Raw genomic sequence first — 21,289 nt, forward strand, 5'->3', positions numbered from 1 at the left:
CTCAGTTCGAAGTAAGTAGATCTTCAACAATTTTCAGCTTAAGACGCTCTATCCTTTCCGTTTCCCAAACCCATAATTCTCTATCCAGTAATCTAAAAATGGATATCACAGCTACCCGAACTGGGGGATCCAGCCGACTCAATGCCTTGTCCAGTTTGAACTCGGCCATGGTCGGCATTAGACCAGAGTTCGAGTCTTCAAGTCTTAAATTGGCATCGCTTATGATCGTTTGGAATATCGAACGAGCGTTTAAATTGTCCTTGTTCTTACGTTCAAGAACTTCGAGTCGTTCCTTTGCCGTTTTTGCTTTTCGCAACGACCTCTCGAGCTTTTGTTTTCTTGCTTTTACGGATGCCGCGGAAACAGGTTCTTTTGTTCGGAAAACAGCATAACTCCTTTCCTCTTCCCAGAAGCTCGTTATTTCACGATACCTACTCCAAACCTCTGAAGAAAATCTGGCGAGTTTAACAAGTTTCGTAAATTCAACTTTTATCTTAGACCTGAGAAGACTTAAAGAATCGCTTTCATTAAAATTGTCCCGTCTGGCGTTTGGCACGAAATCCGTACCTGTGACGTGTATCTCTCCGACAAAATGAAGATTGAAGCGATCAGCCTCAAAAAATTCCTTCAATGTACTTTCATCACCGATCGTAATATTGTTTTTCTTTAACCTAATGCCTCCAAATAAATTATTGCCGGGAATTGCCTTGTTTAGGAGATTTGTCAGGCCATACCAACCAACGGCCAAGAGTTGATCTTCCTGATCCGTTACGGCGAAAAAATCGACATCAATGATTTTGCCGATTGGCCTGCCGTCTCGTGCTAGAATTTCATTCGAGTAAGCCTTCAGTATTGGCCTGCGATTGAGCGTCAATTGAACGTCGTATTCTTCAAATGGAAGACCTTTTTGTTCAAAATACGAGTGGATTCGATCTATATACTTAAAGTCAGACCGGAATGGAACAGGGGCTACCATGGCCAAATAATCAACAACTTGATTTTCGTTTAAGAGCGGGTCTAGACGTTCACCATCGATCACATCCTCCATTCGTACTTGGAAATAATGAGAATCTTCGCTATCGACCTCGATTTGAATCGTGGTAATGAGACTAATTACAGTTGCCGCGTCGGCGGTCTCGGAAACATCGCTAATAATGGTGCGCAGTCGTTCCGCATCCATTGCGATGATGCTTTTTGTCGATTCTCCCTTGAACGAAGTTTCGAAAATAAGTCTCTTACAATAACCAAGTCCGCCTAATCGGCCGATACCTCTGAATCCTTTTTGCGTCGTTGGGTCCTTCCTCGACTTCGCGACATCGCCCAAAAACGATGGGACATCTGCCTTTCTAATTCCAGTAGCATTATCTTCAATTCTGATTTGTCGAATTTTCGGATCAATAATTATCTCGATCCGTCCCTTGTCCCGGCTGACAAGAATCTTTTGCTTGACGGCGACATCTATTTGATCTGCTGAATTCTGAATATACTCGCGGTAAACAAACAATGGATCGGTATACATTCCCATGGTTAGGGTTTCGATCAAATGCTTGCCGATTACCGGCTTTTGAAGTTGTGTTGCCATTTTGCTTCTTTCGACAGGCTCTACCCAAGGGCATCTTTAAGTTCTCTGATATCAGGGGAATATCGTTCTCATCGTTTACGTCGTGGCCATGATAAGGGTTGTTGCCGCGGTAACAAGGTTCGCCACCAAAACTTCGTCTGAACACAACCCATCGCTCTCCGTCAAAATTATAAAAGCAATCTCCTGATGATATGGCACGATCTAGTAACTCTTGACACCTATTTACATTTTTCCCGTCATAACACGATAGCCGAGACTTTTTTGGGTTCTTAGCTTGTATGAATTCGGGTTTAATATGCTCTTTATACTCCTCGTCAAACACGTTCATTTTTCGCTCGAAATACTCGTCTAAAACCTCGTCCTGATCTCCCAAGACCACTTCGATTTTGACTTCTGGATTCGAGGTCCGGGTAATCGAGATCTCGTCCTCGCCCCCCGGCCAAATACTCAAAAGTGAAAAAAACGTAACGCATCCACTACCAATCTCCGAGATTTCTGTAATGATCCGGTCGAGTTCGCTATCAGCGGAAGCACTAAAATGATCTTTCTTTATTTCGGGCTCAGCAGTCGCATAGGGATCTCCTGCGTTTCCAACAATATATTCGATTTGCGCGGCACCAAAGAACCCTAAAGTGGCCGAGTGAAAGTCGCGCATTCTTTCATATTCGGGTTCGTTTGGCTTCATCTCGGCGAACGGGAAAGATCCCCAGATTTCACCAAGAAGACGTGGACTAAAAACCACAATAGTCTTCGAACTTCGTAACCGAGTGAAGAGGCGAGGAAGAGTTGCAAGCAACACGTAATACTTCTGTTTACTATGTTGAAAGGCTGCTTTATCCCACACGAGTGATTCAAAATCCAACAAACACCGTCTATTCATTGTTCAATTCAGCCAACCGTTTTTTCATCTGAGCTTCAACAATCGCAGCTAATTCGCCATTCGAAAGCTCGATGAAATCTTCCGGGAAAAACTCAGTTACTCCAAATCTGTCAAGGGTGATTAACTCGAATTCAGCTTTGCCAGATTTTGAAGTAACAAAGCTCAGCCCGATCCTTTCAAGTATTAGGTCCGATTTACTTTCAGCAACCCGCCGGCGCATTCGTTCAACAAGATGATTACTATGGGTCTCGATCATGATCGTCTTACCTTGTTTAACTAACGAATAAAGAAAATCAAACAACTTACTCTGAAGCTTCGGATGTAAATGACTTTCAGGTTCTTCAATCATTAGAACCCCGTTATCAGGCATACGTAATCCCTCGATTACCAGAGGCAATACTTGGCTAACACCAAAGCCAACCTGGTCAATCGTAATCTCGAGATCGAGTTCATTGACAAAGAAGATTTGGTAAACATCTGCGGCTTTCTTAGCATAGACGTCCTTTGCTATTCCAAATTCATCACACATCCAATACTTCACTCCATAAAGAAGTGTATTTTTAACCAGTTCATAGGGCTCGTCTTTATCGGTGTTGGCCAAAAACTTATAGAAGCTGATGACATCGCTCGCTCTCGCCTGCAGAATTTGCGCACTATATTCGCCATTGACACCTACACTTGTGTGATCTTTTTCAATAACGTAAGACGCTTTCGGACGGGCACGGAGTGGACCTATGTAATATAATCTCGCGAAAAACGACCTAAAAAACTCTTGGAATGATGAAAGATTGAAACTCTTCGTAATTTCGTCATCGTCGTCAGCGGTCGCCGCCAATTCATATTGTAATGGAAAAATCGATTCGAACCGAATATTTGACAGTTTATGTGGCTCGCCAGGAATCGCGCGCAATCCTTTTCCGAAATGTTCAACGTTCGACTCCGCAGTGTAACCGGTTTGTGTTCGTATGATCTGCAGAAAGGGCTTATTTGCTTTTACCTTAGGGTCTTCAAGAACGATTTTGAATAGCGTGATCGAAGGCTGCTCACCTTCAAATTTATAGCGAAGATCAATCGCCCATTCAGCATTCGGTGACGATGAAACGCCGAAATCAGCAAAAACTTTTGGATCAGAAAATTCGTCTACTCTGATTGAAAAGGAAATGCCCATCTCGGCCTCCTGCACCCGGCCAAACACCAAATCTTGAAGACGGGCAACGGAATACTCTCCCTTATCAGAAAGTGGAATTGCAGTCGAGGCAAATCCGATCGTCTGTTTGATCAAAAGTAGAAACTGAAACAACGAAGATTTTCCGGAATTATTAACGCCAGCTATTATCGTAAGTGGCTTGATCTGAAAACTATTAAGTTCCTTAATCGACTTAAAATTGTAAATGGATACTTTCATTCGAATCAATCCGAGATTTTTGCTGAAAAACAATAAGCAGACAGCACTCGCGCTGAACAATCTTAACAAAAACCAAGCAGGCAGTCATTATGCTATTTAACTACCCATCTTATTTCACGGCATGTCTTCGGGAGTTTCCAGCCTGTGCCGGTGTGGCATTCGGTTTTTGTGGTGGCGCAGACCTCAACACGCGTGACGGGTGGATTTCCCAGTGAGTGCGGCGGACCGGAGTGGGTTTGCCGATATGCTGGTGTCGAGCATCGCTCTTGAGTAATCCCCTCTTGCGACGGTAACCTTGGCCCGTCCCCGAAACCGATTGCCGGGATTTCAGGGTTCATCCCGTCCTCGATAAGAACTGAAATCGTTTCTTCCAGCTTAGTCATCTGCCAAAACCCTTTGCGCGGGCTCGATGAATAGCCGGCGCGTTTCAAACGGTCATGCGCCCAGCCGATACGGTTTTTGTAAATGTGCTGCAATCCGCTTGGAAGAATTTGTTGGCGGTCGGCGGCGCTCAATCCTTTACGATCAGCGGCGAGTTCAAACGCGTCGGACGCTCTGATTCCCTGCGGATATGCACACAGTACTCTGAGAAGCGGATCGATGAACTGATCATATGTGGGAACGGGCATAATCAGATTGAGCCTCCGTGTTTGTATTCGGCGGCGTCGAGGTTGTTGCGCAGTTTGTCGGCGGTCAGCCAGAGTTTGGCTTCGAATCCGAGGTTTGCTTCCGATTTTGAAGATCTGCTTTTGGGAGCCATCTTTTACTGCTTTTTCGCCGTCGAGGTCCGAGCGGTCAGTCTTTGATCTCGGTGTTCGTCGGGAATCCCGCGTTTCTGAGATAATTCGCGCGCAATTGAGTGCAAAAGGTTTTGTTTCGACCGACTGCGATTTTTATAGCACGAGTTTACGGTTTGCTTCAACACCAGAGAGCCCGTGTTCTGAATTGGGGCGGGTTGAGTTCATAGTGGACGGAAGCGGGGCGGCGCAGCCGCGGGCCTCGACCGCTCTGCGGCCGTACCCCCTTACTTCGTGCGGGGTTCCGCATTGTGGCGCCGGACCATTTGGCCGTACCACCGCGGCGGATCAAGTTCGGTCGCGTTGGAAGTGAGTTTGGTCGGCAGCCGATCAAGTTTGGTCGCGCTGGAACTGAGTTTGGTCGGCGGCGGATCAAGTTCGGTCGCGTTGGAAGTGAGTTTGGTCCTCGGCGGATCGAGTTCGATCGCGTTGGAGCTGAGTTTTGTCAGCGGCGGATCAAGTTCGGTCGCGATGGAACTGAGTTTGGTCGGCGGTGGATCGAGTTCGGTCGCGTTGGAACTGAGTTTGGTCGGCGGCGGATCAAGTTCGGTCGCGTTGGAAGTGAGTTTGGTCGGCGGCGGATCGAGTTCGGTCGCGTTGGAAGTGAGTTTGGTCGGCGGCGGATCAAGTTCGGTCGGCGGCTCGGTTGATCGTTAGGGGAAAAGACAAATTTGGATGATAATACCTAGAATATTTAGGCGCTTTGATCGAAGTCCAAACCCGTCGGGAAATCAGCCAAGGGTGAGTTGGTTGACGCAACGCAATCGGCGGCGCAGCCGCGATTCAAGTAGGCGCTTGCCGGAAAGGCCGAGCCTTTCCGCAAATCCGGGCGGCAAGCCGCTGGAGAGTGGAGAGTGCACAGTGCATAGTGCTTAGTGCACAGTGCAGAGTGCACAGTACAAGACAGCTTGAGAACTTTGCACTATGCACTATGCACTCTGCACTCTGCACTCTGCACTCTGCACTCTGCACTGCACTAAGCACTCTGCACTGCACTCTGCACTGTGCACTAAGCACTCTGCACTATGCACTGCAATGATTTTATGAAACGAATCTTTTTGATCGACTCGATGTCGCATATTTTCAGGGCTTATTTCGCGCCGATGGGGATGCGGCAGGAACCGCTTCGCAACTCGCGGGGGCAGGTGACGCAGGCCGTTTTCGTCTTTACGAATATGCTCCGCAAACTGCTCTCGGACGAAAAACCGGACTACATCGCCGCCGTTTTCGATTCGCCCGAAAAGACGTTTCGCCACGATTCGTTCGCCGATTACAAGGCCAACCGCGCCGAAATGCCGGAAGACCTCGTGACGCAGCTGCCCTACATCATCCGCGTCTGCGAGACGCTCCACATTCCGATCCTCCGCGTTCCCGGGTTCGAGGCCGACGACATCATCGGGACGCTCGCCTACAAAGTCGCCGACAAGGGAATGCAGGCCGTGATCGTCTCGAACGACAAGGACCTCTGCCAGCTCGTACGCGACCCGCACATCGTCTGTATGCGGCAGAATTCGCAGAACCTGAAACGCAAGGTTCCCGTTCCGCCGATCGAGTATTGCGACGAGGCTTGGGTGACGAACAAATTCGGCGTGCCGCCGAACAAGATCGTCGACCTGCTCGGGCTGATGGGCGACGCCATCGACAACATCCCCGGCGCTCCCGGCATCGGCGAGAAGGGCGCGCTCAAGCTCGTGCTCGAATACGGGTCGGCCGAGGGCGCGATGGCGAACGCCGAAAAGGTGACGCACAAGACCTATCGCGAATCGCTCCAGAACAACCAGGCGATCATCCGTCAATCGCTTGAACTCGCGACGATCCACACGTCGATGGACCTCGATCTCGACCTCGAAGCGCTCCGCCATCGCGCGCCCGACCGGCCCGCGGCGTACGCTCTTTTCCGCGAACTCGAGTTTTCCAATCTGATGCGCGAATTCGCCGATTCGGCGCCGCTCTTCGCGAATCTGGGCAACGAATCGGAAACCGTTTCGGACCGCCGTTACGAGATCATCCGCGACCGCGCCGGACTCGACAAACTGGTGCGCAAACTCTGGGAGACCGAGCATTGGTCGTTCGAGGCGGACACGTCGAATTCCGACGAAAAGGCGAGCAGTTTCGACAAACTGCCGCCGGTCGGGATCGCCATCGCGACTGCCGCCGGAGCGGCGCATTACGTCGATCTCGCGAACTTTGCCGAAGGCCGCGAGACGGCTACGGGTGCGCTGCGAGACATCCTTTCGAACGGATTCCTCGAAAAGGTCACGCACGACCTCAAATCGCAGACGGCGGCGCTCGCGAAACTCGGGATCACGCCCGAGGCGGTCGTCGACGACACGATGATCGCGGCCTATGTCATCGATTCGGGCCGCAAAACGGAACTTGAAAGCCTGGCCCAGTTCAATCTCGGGATCGACGGCGTTTACGAAGTTCCAACGGGCTGGACGAAGTCGCAATACGCCGCGGCCGAGCGCGCCGATTACTCGTTTCAGCTCGCCCCGAAATTCCGGCGCAAGATCGAGGAAGACGATCTGTCGAAGATCTACGGCGAGATCGAGATCCCTTTGATCCCGATCCTTTACGAGATCGAAATGGCCGGGATGAAGGTCGACGTCGCGGCGCTTCACGCGTTCTCGGAATTCGTCACAAAGGAACTCGAATCGTTGAGCGGAAAGATCTTCGGGCTCGCCGGACGCGAATTCAAGATCAACTCGCCGAAACAGGTCGGCGAGGTTTTGCAGGAACTCAACATCGAAACCGGCCGCAAGACGGCGACCGGACAGATCTCGACGTCGAAGGACATTCTGACGGAACTCGCCGAAACCTACGAGATCGCGCAGATGATCATCGATTACCGCGAGCTCGACAAGCTCAAGGCGACGTATTCGGATTCGCTCCCGACGCAGATCGCGTCCGACGGCCGGATCCACGGAAAGCTCAACCAAACCGTCGCCGCGACCGGGCGTCTCTCGTCGACCGACCCGAATTTGCAGAACATCCCGATCCGCACCGAACTCGGCCAGGAAATCCGCCGCGCGTTCATTCCGGAGGCGGGCTGCAAGCTGATCTCGGCCGATTATTCGCAACTCGAACTGCGGATCCTCGCGCATATCACGCACGACCCGGTGATGCTCGAAGCGTTTGAGAAGGGCGAGGACATTCACAGCAAGACGGCGCAACTCGTTTTCGGTGCGACGACGCCCGAGGATCTCAAAGAAAAACGCCGTTTGGCGAAGATCGTCAATTTCGGGATCGCCTACGCCGTCGAGGCGTTCGGCCTGTCGCAGCGCGTGGGCATCTCGCGGTCCGAGGCGAAAGAGGTTATCCAGAATTATTACAACACTTACAAGGGCATCAAGCGGTTTATGGACGAAACGCCGCAGATCGCGCGAGAAAAGGGTTTCGTGACGTCCGTCTTCGGCCGCCGCCGTTATTTCCCGTCGATCAACGACCGCAATTTCAACGTCCGCTCGCGCGCCGAACGCGAGTCGATCAATATGCCGATTCAGGGCTCGGCGTCGGACATCGTCAAGATCGCAATGCTCAAGGTCGACGCCGCGCTCAAACGCGAAAAGCTCGCAACCAAACTGATAATGCAGATCCACGACGAGCTTTTGTTCGAAGCCCCCGAATCGGAAGTCGAACGCGTCTGCACGATCGTCAAACAAGAAATGGAATCGGCGGTTGCGTTGGACATTCCGCTCATCGCCGAAGTTGGAGTGGGCGACAACTGGATGAATACCAAGTGATTTGGGATTGGGGATTTGCGATTGGGGGCATCGCCACGAATTTCACGAATTTCACTAATTCTTTTTCTTTTTTTCCAAGGTTGGCAGCTCCTGTTTGAGTGCTCGGCGTTTTGGAAAAAAGCATTTCGTGAAATTCGTGAAATTCGTGGCGATGCCCCCAATCGCAAATCGAAAATCCCAAATCAGTTCCCTGTTTTCTGCCATTCGGCGCGGAGCATAAAACTTCCTTCGGTGACGATACGGTCGCCGACCTGCAGGCCTTCGAGAACCGTCATTCTCCCGTTCGTTTCCGGCCCGAGACGAACGGCGCGGAGTTCGAATTTCGACTTGTCGTCGGTCGCGACGAAAACGATCTGGCGGCCGCCGATGTTCTGGACCGCCGACGCCGGCACGACCGGCATCGTACGTTCGGCGTCGCCGAGTGCGCCGAACGCGACGCGGACGTACATCCCGAGTTTCAAGATGCGCTCGGGATTGGCGAGTTCGACGCGGACTTGCGCGGTGCGCGTCGCGTCGTCGAGTTTCGGGTCGATATAGGCGACGCGGCCGCGGAAGAGCTTGTCGGGAAACGCCTCGACCGTGACGCTCGCGCCGCTTCCGACGGCGAGGCGCGGCAGCTGTTTCTCAAAAACCTGCGCGACGACCCAAACCTCGGAAAGATCGGTGACGCGGGCCAGTTCCTTGTTCGCTTCGACAACCTCGCCCGGATTCGCGGTTCGGCTCGTGACCGTTCCCGAGATCGGCGCCGTCACCGCAATTTCGGAGGTGATCTGCGAGATCGAACGCAACGCGTCGACGCGCGCCGGCGACATTCCGTAAAGCAGAAGCCTTTCGCGCACAGAGGCGCGTTCCGATTCGGCGTTGCGCAGGACGTTCGACGCCTCTTCGATCTCCGAACGAGTTTCCTGGCTTATCCCGAGCAGGCTTTCGGCGCGTTTCGCGCGATTTTGCGCTTCAACGGCCTCGGCTTCGGCGGTTTTCAGTTTCGTCGTATCCTGTTCGAGTTCCTCGCGCGAGGCCGCCCCGATCCTGACGAGCTTCGTCGTTCGTTCGAAACGTTTTCGCATTTCGTCAAGCGCGGCCTCGGCGGATTTCAGAGACTTCGAAGCGGCGTCATACTCGGTCCGGCCGGGCTGATTTATCGTCGCCAATTTGCGGCGGCGCTCCAGATTCTGCCGCGCGTTCGAGACCTCGTTCGAGAGCGCGAGGTAGCGAGTTTGCGCTTCCGAAAACTCGCTGCTGAAAACGACGGCGATCGTTTGCCCCTTCGAAACGTTGTCGCCGAGCTCGGCGCCGATACGCCGGACGACGCCGCCGACGAGCGCGATCGCCGGAGTCTCACGATACGAATTCGACTGAACCGTTCCGGCCGCCGCCGCGAGTTCGCTTTCCTTCGCAAGCTCTTCGCCGACCGTTTCTATCTTGATTCCCGAACGCTCCAGCTGATCCGCCGGAACCGTCACCGTCTGCCCGGTCGCGAAACTCTCCTTCGTTTCGCCGGCGTCGTCGAACGAGATCGTCCGCGGCGCCGGAACGGGTTGACCGGCGCGGCCGCCGGCGACAAAGCGCCAGGCCGCGATACCGCCGGCGACGATCAAAACCAACGCGACGAGACCGGCGATGACGATCGGACGCCGGTTTCGGGTTTCGTTTTCGATGATTTCAGTTTCGCTCATTTCTTTGTAAGCTCCGGCAGCGACGCCGCTTTCATAATCGCGACCCGGGCGAGATACGCCTCGAGCCGCGCGTCGATATACGCGCCTTCGATCTCGACGAAACGCCTCTGTTCGGCGATCACGTCAAACAAGGTCCGCGAACCGAGTTCGTAGGTCTGCCGGACGACCGAGAGATTCGCCGACGCCTGGTTTCGAACGCCGACGCGATAGATCTCCATCGCGCGGGTCGCGCTTCGATACTGCACGAACGCCGTCGCGATCTCGTTTTTGACGACGAGTTCGCCGAATTCGCGGCGGCGTGCGGCGGCGTCGCGTTCGAGTGTCGCGGCCGCGATCATTCCCTGATTGCGATCGCGCACGGGCAGTGTGAATTTGACGCCGAAAGTGAAGAATTGAAACGTCGAATCGATCGGACGCAGAATGCCGGATTCGTCGAAGCCCTGCAAAGGAAATCCCGACTTCATACGCTGATAGCCGGCCATCACTTCCGCTTCGGGCCTGGCCTCGGCGCGCGCCTGCTCGATCTTCGCCTCGGCAAGCGCTTCCAGCTGCCGCGCGCCGGCAAGATCGGGCCGCGACAAAAGGGCGGTCGCGGTCGCTTCGTCAACCGTCGGCAGCTCCGCGAGCGTATCCTCGAAATCCCCTCGCAGTTTCAAAGGCTCTTTCGGATCGAGTCCGACGAGACCTCTCAGTTCAAGCAACGCGATCTCCGTCTTTCCTTTCGACATTTCGAACATCGCGCGGAAACGGTTCAGTTCGACGATCTCGAGGTTTTGTTCGAGCGGCGCGCGGCGTCCCTCGTTGACCGTCGCGGCGATGAGATCGAAATTGTCGGTCGCCCAATTGACCATCTCGGCCGTAAACTTCAGCTTCAGCGCGGATGCGAGCGATTCTCCGAACTTCGCGCGGACCTCCGCCGCGAGAAGGCGCTCACGCTCGGCGACGGCGGACCGACGGATCTCGGCTTCGCGCGTCGCCACGCGGATTCGTGCGCCGCGCCGCCCGTAGAGTTCGATCGGGATCGATCCCTCGATCATCTGGCTGTTGTCCGCGCCGCTGATCTGCCGCGTGCCCCTGAACTCGACGCTCGGATTCGGGCGCAGTCCGGCCTGCCTGATCAGCGCCTCGGCCGCTTCCGCTTCTTTTCTCAAAGCTGCCAATTCGCCGTTTTGTTCGAGCGCGAGCGCGACGAGTTCGGCGACCGTTTTGCCGCCTACCTGATCCAGAAACTGGCCGGCTTCCGCGAGCGTGTCGAGTTTGCGCGTCTGGCCGACATAATCGCCGGATTGCGCCGAAACGGGCGCGGCAAGTTGAACAAGCAGCAGCGAGGCCGCCGCCATCGCGCGCAAGAATCGGACGAATTTTGGTCGCTTTGATCTCATTCGTCACCGCCTTTTCCGCGTTTTAACTGCCAAAGCCGGAGCCAGTAGAAGATCACCGGCGTCACGACCAGAACGTGAAGCAGGCTCGACAACATCCCGCCGAAAACCGGCGCGGCGAGCGGTTTCATAACTTCCGAACCGGCGCTCGTGCTCCACATAATCGGCAAAAGCCCGAAAACGATCGTCGTCACGGTCATCACCTTTGGCCGCAAACGAAGCAGCGCGCCTTCGGTCACCGCCTCGAGCAGAGACTCCGCGTCGAGCGTTCCGAGTTCCTTGCGTTTGCGCGCCACCGCCTCTTCGAGATAGACGACCATCACGATCGTCGTTTGGACCGCCGCGCCGAAAAGCGCGATGAATCCGACCCAGACCGCAACCGAGAAATTGTAGTCGAGCAGCCACAAAAGATAGACGCCGCCGGTCAGGGCGAACGGCACCGCAAGCAGTATGTGCGCCGCCTCCAAAAACGATCTGTAGGTCAGGTAAAGCGTCAGGAAGATGATCAGGATGACGATCGGAACGACGATCATCAAGCGGCTCTTCGCGCGCTGCTGATTCTCGTATTGGCCGCTCCAGTTGACATAATAGCCGGCCGGAAGCTGCACTTTGCCGAGGATCGAAGCGTTCGCCTCGTCGACGAAACCGCCGATATCGCGCCCGCGGACGCTGAGCAGCACGGTGCCGCGGAGAAGCCCGTTCTCGCTCTGGATCATCGCCGGGCCTTCGACCATTCTGATCTCGGCAAGCTGCGCCAGAGGAACCGGCGCCCCGCTTGGCGCGGTCACCGGAATGCGGCCGATCGCCTCGGGCGAATCGCGGAATTCGGGCGCGTAGCGGACTCGGATCGGAAAACGCTTGCGGCCCTCGATCGTCACCGTCAGATTCGTTTCGCCGATCCCCGTCTCGATCGCTTCAGATATCGTCCCGACATCGATGCCGTATTTTGCGGCGGCCCGGCGGTCGATGTCGATATCGAGATAAGGCGCGCCGGTGATCTGCTCCGGATAGACGTCGGCCGCGCCGGGAATATCGCGCACGGCCGCGGCGACCTGTTTCGACAGATCTTCGAGCGTTTGGAGATCGTTGCCGAAGATCTTGATCCCGACCTGCGAACGGATCCCGGTCGCGAGCATCTCGATGCGATTGATGATCGGCTGCGTCCAGATATTCGTCACGCCCGGCATACGGAGCGCCGTGTCCATCTCGGTGACAAGCTTTTCGCGAGTCACGCCGGGGCGCCATTCGGCTTCGGGTTTGAGATGAATGACCGTCTCGTTCATATTGATCGGCGACGGATCGGTCGAACTCTCGGCCCGGCCGGCCTTGCCGACGGCCCACAGCACTTCGGGAAACGATTTGATGATCTCGTCCTGTTTGCGCATTATGCGCGTCGCCTCGTCGAGCGAAACCGCCGGGTCGGTGACCGGCATATACATCAGATCGCCCTCGTTGAGCGGCGGCATAAATTCCGAACCGATCCGCGTCGCCGCGAGCGTTGCGCCGAGAAACAAGATGAGCGCGGCAAAAACGGTAAGCGCGCGATGACGCAAGGCCCAGCCGAGAAACGGCCGGTAAAAGCGCCGAAGCAAACGCATTATCGGGTTCCAGTCCTCGTCGTGCAGCTTGCCGCCGAGGAAGTATGTGCAGAGGACCGGCACCAGCGTGATCGCCATAAACGCCGCCCCGACCATCGCGAACGTCTTCGTGAACGCGAGCGGATGAAAGAGCTTCCCTTCCTGTCCGGTGAGCGCGAAAACCGGGGCGAAAGCGATGATAATGATCGCGATCGACGAAAATATGGGCCGTCCGACCATCTTCGTAGCCGCGAGAACTTCGCGCCAAACGGCCGCCCGGTCCTTGGTATCGATTCCCTTGTCCTCGATCGCGCGATAGGCGTTCTCGGTGACGACGATGCCCGCATCCACGAGGTCGGAAATGGCGATCGCGATTCCCGCGAGCGACATTATGTTCGACGTGATCCCGGCGAAATACATAAAAAGGAACGAGATCAGGACGGCGAGCGGCAGAGGGACGGTGACGATGAAAACGGACCGGAAATGCGCGAGGAAGAGCAGATTTGCGAGCGTGACGAGGATCAGTTCCTCGATCAGCGCTTCCTTGAGCGTGTCGGCGGTGCGGTTGATGAGTTCCGTCCGGTCGTAAAACGGGACTATCCGGACGCCTTCCGGAAGTCCGGGCTTGATCTCTTCGATCTTCTTTTTGACGTTTTCGATCGTCTCGAGCGCGCTCACGCCGTACCGCGAGATGACCACGCCGCCGACCGCTTCGACGCCGTTCTTGTCGAGCGATCCGGTGCGGAAGGCGTTGCCGATCTTGACCTCGGCGACGTTCTTGACGTAGACGGGCGTTCCGCTTTTTCCGCCGATGACGATGTTGCCGACATCGGCGACCGATTCGACCAATCCGATCCCGCGAACGACCGCCCATTCGCCGGATTGTTCGACGACGTTTCCGCCGACGTTGTTGTTCGATTTCCCGACCGCCTCGACGACCGCCGAGAGCGGCAGGCCGAAGGCGCGCAGTTTGTTCGGGTCGACGTCGATCTGATATTGCTGGACGAAACCGCCGACGGACGCGACCTCGGCGACGCCCGAAACCGAGTTCAGCTGATAGCGCACGAACCAGTCCTGCAAAGTTCGCAGGTCGCGCAGGTTCATTTTGTCGGATTCGAGCGTGTACCAGAAAACCTGGCCGACGCCGGTCGCGTCCGGCCCGAGCGTCGGCGTCACGCCTTCGGGGAGCTGCTTCGTGACGAGGTTCAGCCGTTCGAGGATCCGCGTCCGCGCCCAGTAGAGTTCGACGTTGTCCTCGAAAATGACGTTGATCATCGAGAAGCTGAACGCCGAACTCGCGCGGACCGTCCGCACGCCGGCAAGTCCCTGAAGATTGGTCACGAGCGGATACGTGACCTGATCTTCGACTTCCTGCGGCGAACGGCCGGGCCAGTCCGTGAAGACGATGATCTGATTGTCCGAAAGGTCCGGAATGGCGTCGATCGGCGTCCGCGTGAGCGCCCAGTATCCCGCCGCCATCAAGCCTAAATAGACGATGATGACGATGATGCGGTTACGCAAGGACCATTCGATAAGCCAGTTGATCATTCGATTATGGAATTGAGATTTCGGATTTCGGATTTAAGATCCGGATCTTTTTGGAATCTGGAATCCGGAATCTGGAATCGTCCAAATCCGGAATCTAAAATCTAAAATCACTCGACCACGATCTTTCCCCTCATCATATCCATCCCGCACTGGAATGCCAGATCGCCCGATTCGGTCGGTGTGAACTCGACCAAAACCGGTTCGCCGACGGGGAGCGTTTTCTTGATGTTGAGCTTCGGGAAAACCAGTTCGTCGCCGCAGTTCTTGTCGTCGACGCGCGTGAATTCCATCTTCACCGGCCCGCCTTTTTTGACCTTGATCGATTTCGGCTCGTAGCTCGTCGTAACCTTGACCTTGATCGTCTCGCCCGGTTTGGCGACGTAAACATCCGGATCCGCGGCCGTCTTGTTCTCGGTCTTCGCGCCCGAGCAGGCGCCGATCGCGACGATTGCCGCAAGCAGTACAAATATGCTGATTATTTTCATTGTCTTTCTCCTTTTTAGAAACTTATTGCGCGACGATCGGGAGCATTGCCCTGCCCTTTCCGGCCGCGCCTTCGTAGATTATCTGCGTTTGCCAGTCGCCCGCCATCTGGAGTTTGACCAGCCCGTTGTAAACCCCCGGCGTGCCGCTCGTCGTCAGCGTTGCGGCGTCGTTCATCACCGGCATCGTGCCCATCGCGGGCATATGAAAATTGACCGCCGCGGCGCCGACATCGACCGGTTTGCCGCTGCTGTCCGAGAATGTGATCGTAAATTCGTTCTTGCCGTCGCGCAGGACCCCGTCGGCGCTCGCGAGCGTCACGGTCAGACCGTTTCCGGCGTTGCCGCTCGTGATCGGTTTCCCGACCAGTGCGGATTGTCCGCAGGCAGCCAGCAAGAGGCATCCCGCGATAATCGTCAATTTCTTAAACATCTGATTCAAACGTCGGCGAGCTCCCAGAAACAGCTCCGCCGAAATGTGTTCGTCGATCGTTTTCGCGGCGCGAAAACACGTTCGATCCTTTCCTTGGCGGAAAAGACGAATTACAGACACAATTCGGCGTGACTTAGATCAGAAATGATTGATTTTTGATGTAGAGATTCGGAGGTCGTGAAAATTGCGCGGGCCAGTCGATCCGATTTACGCGCACCGGCCGTGAGTTGAAAACGAAGGTCCGCGGTCGGAACGAGAACGCGATCAGCGGAACCTCCGCGATCGCCGGCAGTTTGAAAGCCGTCTCGGACTGAAAGCGCGACTGAAGATCGTTCGTCGGAGTTCCGCAAACCGAGTTGCAGCAAGGCTTTTTCGAGATCGTATCCTTTTTCAACTTGTCTCGTTTGCAGCATTTCATGCGCGGCGCGCCGCCGTCATAACAGCCGCAAACGCCGGCCCAAACCTGGCCGCCGAGAATCAAGATAAAAAGCAATGCGGTCAAACGCTTCCACATAAGACGCTTTTAGGATAGATAGGAGCTGAATGCTTGTCAAGGATTTCGTTTGGACGGACGCTCTCGATCCGCGCTCAACCGCCTCCGGATCAAATAACACCACGTTTCGCTCCGCTCCACGTGGTGCTATCGTTCGTGCGTGTGCTCCGCACACGATTTGTCCGCGTTACTTAGTAATGCGTCTCACCACACATACGCTGAAGGAACCGCGACATCGGTCGGCAACCCGAATGTCTGTATCAGCAATCCCGCGGTCGAGCGGTTCAGATACCAGGTCGCGTTCGATGGCCGGAAAACCGCCGCATCGATCTTGCCGTCTCCGTCGTAATCGCCCGGCACCGGGGAATCGCCGTTCGCGCCGAACGGGAACGAGTAGAACGAGCCATTCTCGGACCGGAGAATGAACCACTCGCCGCCCGAAGGCCGCCAGATCGCGACATCGGCTTTGCCGTCGCCGGTGAAATCGCCGGGAACCGGTCTGTCGGCGCTGTTCCCGAACGTATGAACAATCAGTCCGGAGGTCGAACGGTTCAGCCACCATTGGCCGGAACCGGGACGAAAGATCGCGATGTCGGCCCGCCCGTCGCCGTCGTAGTCGGCCGGAACGGGAACGTCGCCGCTCGCGCCGAATTGCTCGATGGCCGTTCCGCCGGCCGAGCGCTGTATGTACCAAGTCGAAGTCGACGGACGATAGACCGCGGCGTCAGCCTTGCGGTCGCCATCGTAATCAGACGGAGCTGGAACATCGCCGGAGACTCCGAACGGGAAAGAGTAGAAGGTCGAATTCTCGCTTCGCAGCACGAACCACTCGCCTGAAGCTGGTCGAAATACCGCGACATCCGTCTTGCCGTCACCGGTGAAGTCCGCCGGCGCGAGCGAGTCGCCCGAATTGCCGAAGGTATGCGCGATCACCCCGTCCGTGCTTCGGTTCAGCCACCATTGCCCGTTCGACGGACGGAAGACGGAGATATCGGATCTTCCGTCGCCGTCAAAATCGAACGGCCTGGTCGCCGGCGAACAGTTTGGTGCCACCGCCGCGAGCGAGTTCGAATCCGCCGAACCGTTGGCGTTCTGCGCCCGTACAAAATACTCGTAGGTCTGCCCGACGACGAGATTGGCGCTGTTGATGAATTGAGTCCCGGCGATCCCGCTCGTGTAGAGCGAGCCGTTGCGGTGGATGTCGTATGACGCGGCGCCGATCGAGTTGGTCCAATTGAGCCTGATCCGTCCCGCCGTTCCGTTGCATTCGGGCGTCAGCGTCAAGGTGAGCGCGGCGGGCGGATTTCCGCCGATGACGTTGTTGTAAGCGCGCGGATCATACGCCGCAAGCTGCGCCGCGGTGTACGTGAAATACGAAGTTTTCCAGTCCCGGCCGGACGATTCGATGACGCGGTAGTTCCCGTTTCCGAAATTCGTCTCGATCAGCCGCGTATGGTTGCTGACGATGTTGACGATATCGCCCGGCTGGGTCTGGGAGAGCGGTTTCGTTGTCGAGATGCCCGGGAGCGTCGAGGTCGCCTGCTTCGTCGTCAGCCCCCACGCGCGCGAGACGAAGCCCGAGCAATCGAGGCCGACCGCGCAGGACGGTTCGGCGCCGAAAGCTGTTTCGGTATCGTTGTCGCCGGCCGATCGTCCGAGGTCGAGATAGCCTTGTATCGCCGATGTCGTCGTCCAACCGCCCCAGCAATACGGCATCGAAACGTTTTCGCCGACCTGGACCCAGGCGGGAGTTTGGATCGTCTTCCCGCCGCAGGCGATCCCGAACCAGCGGTTCGCGCTCGTCGCGGTCCAGGTTTGGGACGTGTAAGGGACTGCGTTGGCGATGATCTGATCGCGCGTGATCGCGGCAAAATCGTTGATGCCGCGCACTGCGTTATCGGGGGTTTCGACCCTGATCAGATCCTTGTTGAAATGATAGTGCGAACGCCCAAGGAAATCGGGATACTGCGTCGGTTGCCCTTCCGTCGCCTCGCGGAGCGCGAAAAGGTACGCGCCGGCCGGAGCGGTCACCATATTCAAAACGGTTCCGTCGTCGGCCAGTTTGAGGTCGCGATTCGAAAGAACGTACGCGGTGTCGGGCAGACGAAGTTCGGCGGCGATTCCGACCGGTGATTTGCCGTCAAGTTTGACGATCAGAAGTCGGCGCTCGACCTCGACCGGGTTTTCCGAGATGAAGGTCTGAGTCTCAAGCGCGATGCGGTCGGGCGTCGCGCCGATGACGAAGACGCCTGCAAGCTTCCCGCCGCGTACGTCCGGCAGACGAAACCCGGCGGATTCGCCGCCCGCGACCCTGACGGCGAACGAGTCTCCGCCGGTAAGAGCGGTCGAGACGAACGCGCCGGTCTCGGTGATCCAGCCTTCTATCGGAGATGCGCCGAACGGGCGCGGATCGACCTTGAGGCTATTTCCGGAAGGCAGCAAAAGATAAGTTTCGCCTCCGTAGCGAGCGATGCGCTGGACGCCGCGCTCGGCCTCGGGGACCGGCGTTTCCGAGATCTGCTTTCCGCGCTCGTCGTAAGCGACGATCCGTTCGCCGGCGAGCACGTAGAAAATTCCGCCGTCAAAGACGAGATCGCGCGCTCCATTGGCGACCGCGAACCTCTTGATCAAGGCGCCCGACCGGCGGTCGATGACGACGATCTCGTCGGCGGCGTTCGCCAGCAACGCGATGCGTTCGCCGCCGGCCTCGTCGAACGAGATCACGCCCAAATTGACGCCCGGCCGCCGCTCATACGCGACGCCCGACGCCGCGTTCCAGCCGACCGAAAAAAGCCCCTCGACCGCCAACCCCGGATTCGCCTGAACCGCCACTGAAGCCAGCGCGACGAAGACGATCAGAATTATCGCTTTGCATCTCATAACGCGAACAATTCCATAATACACCGCAGACCAAAAAAAAACGCAGAAACAAGCGTGCCGCCTCATGCTTGGATCGCCACGAATTTCACGAATTTCACAAATCCTTTTTTTCCTCAGAGGATAGCGATTCCGTGTTCGAGATCGACCTTGCGGAAGAAAACCCGAATTACTCAACAGGAAATATCTCCCGCAAAACACTCCTATCGCGTAATTTCGGATAAAACATTTCGTGAAAATCGTGGCGTCCAAGCATTGGGCGGTACGCTTACTTTGTGCGTTTCTGCATTGTTCTTATGAACCACAGCGCGAGGACGATTAGGGCGATGGCCGAGGTGATAAGCGGCCAGCGGTATTTTGAGAGAAGGCTTTCCGGAGCGGGTTCGGGGTCGGTCTGGGAGCGCTTTCTGGCGTCGGCGATCAACGCGGTCCTTCCCTTTTCGAGGATCTTCGTGATCCGGTCTTTGGCTTCGCTCGCGACCAGTCGGCGGGCCATCGAACGGAACGCGCCCGAGAGCGCGTCGGTCCGCGAGCGATCCGTGAAGACGAAGTAGACGCGCTCCTCGCCGCCGTCGGCGACTCTCACGAGCATCGCGATCGAAAGCGAGACGTCAAGATAACGGCTGCCGTATATCTGCTTGTTGACGACGAAATGGTGATCGTTGTGCGAAGCCGCGACGGTGTGCGTTAGAATGATCGCCGGATTGAGGCCGAAATCGATCGATGACCAGCGCAACTCGCTCGCCGTGTCCGGCGACGCCAACTCCGGAAACTTCGCGATGTATTCGAACAGAACGGGCGCAAGCTCTTTGATGAAAAGCGACTCTTCGAGCAATGTCCGGTGAGCGCGCGCCGGATCGAAGGGTTTCGAGCGATTCGTGTATTCGGCAAGCGCCCGGTCGCCGCGCGCGCGGTAGTCGATCGCATAGCCGAGCAGAAGTTCGCGAACGAAGCGGTCGACTGCGGACCGATGATCGGGCGAATTCCAGTCGATCTCGGTGCCAAGCCGCTTGAGCGCATCGGTGGTGAGGTTTACGTCGCAGTCGCCGGGCCGGCATTTGCTCAATTCCTCGTAGTCTCGCTTTTCAAGCTTCAGCCCGTCAAGATCCGCGATAAGTGGCGGTTCGCTGAACAATCCGCGGGACAAAACCGTCTTGTCGGAACGCTGCGCCAGGCTGTTGCGAAAGGCTTCCAGACTGAACGATGAAACGGTTCCGACGCTGACGACACCGATCAAGGCGATCTCCTGTTTGTCATCCGACCGAAGCGTTTTGACAACCGATTTATTGCCGTCGAGCCGCTCCAGTTCGTCGGGTGAAAAATCAGCCTTTTCGACCAAAATGCGGCGAAATTCGCCCATCGGCATCTGCGCCAAACTGCCTGCGGCTGCAGCAAGGACGATCGAAAACAGGATCAGCATCCGCGTCATAATCAAATTATATACTCTCGCGGCCGATCCGTGGGCGTTGTCGGAAACCCGGAGCGGCCGCCTCATCCTTGGATCGCCACGAATCTCACGAATTTCGCAAATCCTCTCCTGTTTTCCGCGCTCTTAATTCGTTAAGATATAAACGTCGTTTACTCAGTAAGTTACCGGTGCCGAAGCTGAAAGCAGTACAAATCCTCGTTGTCCTCCGGTTCGAGATCGACCTTGCGGGAAGTAAATCATTTCGTGAAATTCGTGAAATTCGTGGCGATCCGCGTTGCCATCCGGGCGGCAGAGCGGCGGAGTTTTGGGCGAAAGGTCGGGCGGGCGGCAAACGAAAGGCCGCCCGAAAACTGAGTTTCAGACGGCCTTTTTATCGAACTGGTGGAGATGAGGGGGGTCGAACCCCTGACCTCTGCATTGCGAACGCAGCGCTCTGCCAAACTGAGCTACATCCCCAGGGCGAATTCGGATCGGTGATTTTGGATATTGGATTGTCCGGCAATCACCGCTCCGACGAAAAATTAAGGTATCGTATGACGGCCTTTTGCGTCAAGTTTTCAACCTGACAAATCCGAAATCACAAATCCCACATCCGAAATCTATTGGACTGTCGCGGCGAGCAGCGAGCCTTTCGGGTCCGACGCGAAGGCATAGCCGTCCTCGATCTTTCCGATCATCCCGTGAAAGACGATATCCTCGCCGCTCAGAACGACGACGACGTCGCCCGGGCTGTTAAGTTTTTCGTCGATCTTGAATTTGATGATCGTCGCGTTGCCGTTGTCCTGCGACACGGCCTCGTAGTCGAATGTGTCAGCGTCGAAGCTGAGCGTTTGGCAAAATGAAACTTCCATAGGTAAAAAGTAGACGGTAGTTAGTAGTTAGTAGTCAGTAGACGGTAGACCGTCGTTAGTCAGTAGTCCTTTAGTAGTCAGTAGACGGTAGTCAGTAGACTTGATTCTGACTGGTTTGGCGGCCGATTTCAAACTGG

Annotated in this window: 14 protein-coding genes and 1 tRNA gene; 2 read left to right on the forward strand and 13 right to left on the reverse strand. The window is 56.0% G+C overall.

Features of this window, described 5'->3' with window-relative positions; genetic code table 11:
• Position 1: 1 nt before the first annotated feature.
• The 3 genes from IPN69_21155 to IPN69_21165 all read right to left on the reverse strand — a co-directional run bounded on the left by IPN69_21155 (position 2) and on the right by IPN69_21165 (position 4,496).
• Positions 2-1,582, reverse strand: coding sequence for an ATP-binding protein (locus tag IPN69_21155; GenBank protein ID MBK8813215.1), 1,581 nt, complete (start codon positions 1,580-1,582; stop codon positions 2-4).
• 872 nt (positions 1,583-2,454) lie between these two features.
• Positions 2,455-3,867, reverse strand: coding sequence for an AAA family ATPase (locus IPN69_21160; GenBank protein MBK8813216.1), 1,413 nt, complete (start codon positions 3,865-3,867; stop codon positions 2,455-2,457).
• A 92-nt stretch (positions 3,868-3,959) separates the two neighbouring features.
• Positions 3,960-4,496, reverse strand: a complete 537-nt coding sequence (locus tag IPN69_21165; GenBank protein MBK8813217.1) for a winged helix-turn-helix domain-containing protein — start codon at positions 4,494-4,496, stop codon at positions 3,960-3,962.
• A gap of 483 nt (positions 4,497-4,979) precedes the next feature.
• On the opposite strand from IPN69_21165, the gene IPN69_21170 reads away from it, so the two are divergent.
• On the forward strand, positions 4,980-5,321 hold the full coding sequence (locus tag IPN69_21170; protein ID MBK8813218.1) for a hypothetical protein: 342 nt from the start codon (positions 4,980-4,982) through the stop codon (positions 5,319-5,321).
• A gap of 386 nt (positions 5,322-5,707) precedes the next feature.
• Entirely contained in the window at positions 5,708-8,407 is a 2,700-nt protein-coding gene (polA, locus tag IPN69_21175; GenBank protein MBK8813219.1) for a DNA polymerase I, read from the forward strand.
• A gap of 182 nt (positions 8,408-8,589) precedes the next feature.
• Here the strand turns inward: polA and IPN69_21180 are convergent, their stop codons facing one another.
• From IPN69_21180 to IPN69_21225, 10 genes are all read right to left on the reverse strand, one after another.
• Positions 8,590-10,083, reverse strand: a complete 1,494-nt coding sequence (locus tag IPN69_21180) for an efflux RND transporter periplasmic adaptor subunit (protein MBK8813220.1) — start codon at positions 10,081-10,083, stop codon at positions 8,590-8,592.
• Positions 10,080-11,465, reverse strand: coding sequence for a TolC family protein (locus IPN69_21185; GenBank protein MBK8813221.1), 1,386 nt, complete (start codon positions 11,463-11,465; stop codon positions 10,080-10,082). Before IPN69_21185 ends, IPN69_21180 begins: the two co-directional genes overlap by 4 nt.
• Positions 11,462-14,587: an efflux RND transporter permease subunit gene (locus IPN69_21190; GenBank protein ID MBK8813222.1), complete on the reverse strand. Its 3,126-nt coding sequence runs from the start codon at positions 14,585-14,587 to the stop codon at positions 11,462-11,464. Before IPN69_21190 ends, IPN69_21185 begins: the two co-directional genes overlap by 4 nt.
• A gap of 107 nt (positions 14,588-14,694) precedes the next feature.
• On the reverse strand, positions 14,695-15,072 hold the full coding sequence (locus tag IPN69_21195) for a cupredoxin domain-containing protein (GenBank protein ID MBK8813223.1): 378 nt from the start codon (positions 15,070-15,072) through the stop codon (positions 14,695-14,697).
• 22 nt (positions 15,073-15,094) lie between these two features.
• Positions 15,095-15,502: a FixH family protein gene (locus IPN69_21200; GenBank protein ID MBK8813224.1), complete on the reverse strand. Its 408-nt coding sequence runs from the start codon at positions 15,500-15,502 to the stop codon at positions 15,095-15,097.
• Positions 15,503-15,635: 133 nt separating this feature from the next.
• Positions 15,636-16,016, reverse strand: coding sequence for a hypothetical protein (locus IPN69_21205; GenBank protein ID MBK8813225.1), 381 nt, complete (start codon positions 16,014-16,016; stop codon positions 15,636-15,638).
• 183 nt (positions 16,017-16,199) lie between these two features.
• Positions 16,200-18,875, reverse strand: coding sequence for a VCBS repeat-containing protein (locus IPN69_21210; GenBank protein MBK8813226.1), 2,676 nt, complete (start codon positions 18,873-18,875; stop codon positions 16,200-16,202).
• Positions 18,876-19,140: 265 nt separating this feature from the next.
• Positions 19,141-20,301: a hypothetical protein gene (locus IPN69_21215; protein MBK8813227.1), complete on the reverse strand. Its 1,161-nt coding sequence runs from the start codon at positions 20,299-20,301 to the stop codon at positions 19,141-19,143.
• A 379-nt stretch (positions 20,302-20,680) separates the two neighbouring features.
• A tRNA-Ala gene (locus IPN69_21220) sits at positions 20,681-20,757 on the reverse strand.
• A gap of 143 nt (positions 20,758-20,900) precedes the next feature.
• Positions 20,901-21,152 carry a hypothetical protein gene (locus tag IPN69_21225; protein MBK8813228.1) on the reverse strand — a complete coding sequence of 84 codons (252 nt, stop codon included), beginning with the start codon at positions 21,150-21,152 and terminating at the stop codon, positions 20,901-20,903.
• Positions 21,153-21,289: the final 137 nt, after the last annotated feature.

The organism is Acidobacteriota bacterium, from assembly GCA_016715115.1.
Taxonomy (GTDB): domain Bacteria; phylum Acidobacteriota; class Blastocatellia; order Pyrinomonadales; family Pyrinomonadaceae; genus JAFDVJ01.